This is a genomic window from Pseudoneobacillus rhizolycopersici (genome assembly GCF_054786815.1).
Genome location: NZ_JBTOOE010000054.1, coordinates 1 through 3977, shown reverse-complemented (window position 1 = coordinate 3977; position 3977 = coordinate 1). Strand labels below are relative to the sequence as shown.

Genomic DNA, 3977 nt, shown 5'->3' with positions numbered 1-3977 from the left:
AAGAGTGTTCAAAATAAATTAGCAAAAAGTGTTCAGAACTACTTGACGGTTACATTTGTTTTGTTAAATGACCGTTTTGAAGGTTTTACTGCTTTTCTTTATGACCATTAGAATAAGATTTAAGGAAAAAAAGGGGTAAGTATGTAAAGGAGTTTAATATGGATAAAAAGGACAGACAAAGAAAACTAGCACAAAAGTTGACTGATTTAAAATTTAAACAAGAAAGAGAACTTTATATTAATCTGGCCGACGAATATTGCGAGCAACTAATCGATAAAAATTCCATCAATGTTTTAGATGAGCTAGAAAGCGAAAAAATTTATACGGAACTTTCAAACTTTTTTCCGTTTGATTTTTCCGGTTCTGGTCGAATAACTTGGAGTCAATTGAAAGAAACCCTTTATGTAAAAAATGAAGAAGAACTTTCTAGCTTTATTAAAAGGAATAAATATGAAGGCAGCCAAGTCTTTCTATTAAGAAAGTTTTCCATTACTATTAATACTTCCCCTGTTATTGTGACATCCATTGAAAATGTTGTAGCGAGCTTAGAAAATTTATTGGACGAGGAACAATTTATTTTTTGTCCATCAAAAGGATTTGTAATCGACATTCCGTTTAGCAGCAATATTACTGTTGGGATAAAATAAAGTACCGACCTTCTTCAACTAACGGGAGCTGATTTTAACTTAAGCAGCGATTTATAATAGCTGGGATTATACAAGTTTTATACATAAAAACTTGTATATCTCGGTTTTTTTTGCATTAGATTCAGTTTCGAGGCGTGTTGTTAGTTATATATGACATTTTTCTTAAAGGCAGGATTTAGCCCTATATCTAACGAATAGAACCCAATAGTTACTCTAAACTATTGGAGGTTACTAGATGAAATATTTCCTTAGATTAAATGTTGTTAGTATTCTGTATGCTCTCTTGGTATTTGTTCCTCTTGAGCTTATGTTAAACGTGTATAGAATAAGCAGGATAACAAATTGGGAAGTTGGCACGGTGAATATTTTGACTGGCTTAACCCTAATTGTTGAAATTATAGGCGGTACAATGCTACTCTATTTCTTAACAAAAAAGTGGTTGGATAGACGAAGGGCAAACTTTTGGACAGTAATCCTTTGGTTACCTTACTTTGTTCATTTTATTTATGTATTCGCATCTTTATTTCCTATAACTAATGGTGGAGATGACGCTAATCCTATTACTGGTCTTTTAGCGATCGGAGGATTGATAGCGTATCCATTTTATATACTAATCCTAAATTTTATAGGTATGTTAAGTGATGGTAAAACAATTAGTAGCACCTCCTAAATTAGAAATTTGTGCAGAGATGTACTTAAAGTAACGGGACTTATCCTCCATAAGCCTAGATCTTATTTAGCCGAGAATATACGGGATTTTATTCATAGCTACTAAGAAGAACCAGTAGAGGAGGACAAACACAATTATGGAGCATTTTTCGAAAATAAATGGGCTCAAATGGTGATTTCAAAAGAAAATTAACATTTGACTTTTACTTGATTTGGTAGGAGAGTACCAAATATATAAAGAGCATTTGCTTACACTTCCAGGCGTTCATACAGAAGACCCAGTGTATTTTTATCAAATTCAGGCACATATAAAGAAAGCAAAAGAATTGCAGACATTGCTTTTAAACCCACTTAAGTGGAAATAAAATAGAAAGTGAGTATTATTCGCTGTGTCACTAACGAATGCGATAGTGTTCCATACGTTCCATTATAAAGCAAAATATATGCGTGATTTTATTCATCATATCTTATTTTTATTTGAGGAGAGTAAGCCTTCCGTATGAATGTAAACATAAAAAAAGTAAAGGTTGGGGTTATTGAATACGAAGTATTACATTTAAGCCAATCTGACTTAGGGCTTGAAACTTGGGTTTATCCAGAAACTCAAATAAATGTTTATGGTAATGATATTGCTATAAAAACATTAGCGGACATTTATGATTTAGTTTCTATCCATAAACTAATAGCGGTTATGGAACGTCATAGTCCAGATGGAGCAGATTTGGTAATCTTTCATGGTCAGAGTACACCTTTAAACTTTAGATTAGTTCATCAATTAAAAAAATCAATTAAAAAAGGATTAATTACAAGGACTTTCGACTTTTGTGTTCGCCCTGATTCTAAAGAAGATAAAATGAATGATGATTGGAAATTTACTACTTCGCTAACTGTTCGAGCCGAAGATCATCTAGTTCTAATAAGTGGTTCTGAACTTGGTCTGCGGTTATCAGCTTTAGAATGTCTTTATTTAACTGAAAATGACTTAGGGCATCAACACTTTGATTGGTGGTCAACAAAAAAGAGTGTTGAGCTAATCATTAGGAATACAGAACGTGATGATTGATTACTTATGTAAGTAAACGGTGCTAAACTTCCATAAAAATCAATCCAATAATGCCGAGAATTTACGGGATCTTATTCATCCTTGGTATAATCTTGGTTTTTGTGTTATTAAGGGAAGTATAGGAAGTAGGTTAGTGGCTTAACAATTAAAATAAAGAAGGGATCACTTGGCCCTAAATCGAACTAATTAACAAATTGAAATAGAGTATTGATTGGGTGATTAAAAATGATGAAGTTTACTTGTCCTTGTTGTGGCTATAAAACACTAGATGAAGAACCACCGGGTACATACGATATTTGTGAAATTTGTTTTTGGGAAGACGATGGGGTTCAATTTAATGACCCTGATTTCAAAGGTGGAGCTAATGTTCCATCGTTAAGACAAGCACAAAAGAACTTTATTGAATATGGTGCAAAAGAAATTACAAAAGTTAAATATGTAAGGATGCCTTCATTTACAGATGAACGAGAACCTAATTGGAAACCACTTGATTAGTGAGTTTTTGTTCAGCAAAAGACGAGCTTATCTTACATTAGGAACAAAATAGTTAGCCCAAAATATGCATATTTTTTTTCAAAACTTGTTTAATAAATAATGGATGTGAAATTACTAGTTCAACTTTAGTTAATTATGGAATAAAATAGAAATATCTCAAATTGTTGAGGTGATAAATATGGCAATCCGTAATCCGCATGTGTTTTTCCATTAGTTGCGAAGGCATTATTGGCGATTTGCCAAAATCTAAATCCTCGCAACAGGTAAGACAATGTTCGATCTTGAGGAGATTCTAATTTGGGAAAGTGAACAAAGATTCAAAGAAACCCAAGCTAGAAATAAATTTCATAAGGATCCAAGATTAGAAGAGACTCGCGATTATCGTAAAGGACTAAAATCAGTGCATTATAATAAGGAATCTAAATCGGCTAGGAAAGATGACTACCGCCAATTTCGAACTCAAATGAAACATCTACTTAAATCAGAGCAATATGAATTAACTCGTAAATATCAAAAAACAAGTGGATGGTTAACCTGGTAAAGCACAGATTCTTCTGTGCTTTTTTATTCCTTGGAATGGAAGAATACTTATGAAACTATAGGGGTGCCTTTGTTCCAGAATGAATACTTAATCTATTTATTTATATCTGAGGGAAAGGGTGGTAATAAAATGTCTGTTATTTCTGAATCACTAACAAACGACGAAATTATTATCATAGAGCCATTTACTGCTTGTAGAGATGGCATCGAATTTAATTGGGAAGAAGCCAGAGATTTTGAGATTGGAGAATCTGTTTATTTTTTGGATGGATTTAAGAATCCTGACTCGCCATTTTCGCAAGACCATCATTCTTGGGTGATAAGCTTTAGAACGGAAGATGGACAAGTATATACTGCCACTCAACATTACTTTGTTACTAATGAGGTATGGCAAAACATAAAGAGTTTCTTTAAAAACCATTTTGGGTTAAAGTAGCTTTTATAAAACTAATGGTGAGCTATTCTTCAAGAAGGAGAATAGCTCTTTCTTATTGAAGTAAAGCCTTACTTATATATAGTATCATCGAAAAAAATGAGGTTCCATCGAACCTCATTCTATGTTT

Annotated in this window: 6 protein-coding genes; all 6 read left to right on the top strand. The window is 32.8% G+C overall.

Going from position 1 to position 3977, the window contains the following annotated elements; all coding sequences use genetic code 11:
• Positions 1–158: 158 nt before the first annotated feature.
• The 6 genes from ACX9YW_RS22775 (at position 159) to ACX9YW_RS22750 (ending at position 3850) form a co-directional block, all read left to right on the top strand.
• Entirely contained in the window at positions 159–647 is a 489-nt protein-coding gene (locus ACX9YW_RS22775) for a CDI toxin immunity protein (protein ID WP_460350978.1), read from the top strand.
• 235 nt (positions 648–882) lie between these two features.
• Positions 883–1317 carry a hypothetical protein gene (locus tag ACX9YW_RS22770; protein WP_460350976.1) on the top strand — a complete coding sequence of 145 codons (435 nt, stop codon included), beginning with the start codon at positions 883–885 and terminating at the stop codon, positions 1315–1317.
• A 498-nt stretch (positions 1318–1815) separates the two neighbouring features.
• Entirely contained in the window at positions 1816–2379 is a 564-nt protein-coding gene (locus ACX9YW_RS22765; RefSeq protein WP_460350974.1) for a hypothetical protein, read from the top strand.
• A 228-nt stretch (positions 2380–2607) separates the two neighbouring features.
• Positions 2608–2874, top strand: coding sequence for a CPCC family cysteine-rich protein (locus tag ACX9YW_RS22760; RefSeq protein WP_460350980.1), 267 nt, complete (start codon positions 2608–2610; stop codon positions 2872–2874).
• A 271-nt stretch (positions 2875–3145) separates the two neighbouring features.
• Complete coding sequence (locus ACX9YW_RS22755; RefSeq protein ID WP_460350972.1) at positions 3146–3415, top strand: hypothetical protein; 270 nt, start codon at positions 3146–3148, stop codon at positions 3413–3415.
• A 129-nt stretch (positions 3416–3544) separates the two neighbouring features.
• A complete protein-coding gene (locus ACX9YW_RS22750; RefSeq protein WP_460350970.1) occupies positions 3545–3850 on the top strand; it encodes a hypothetical protein in 306 nt (101 codons plus the stop codon).
• The last annotated feature ends 127 nt before the right edge of the window (positions 3851–3977 follow it).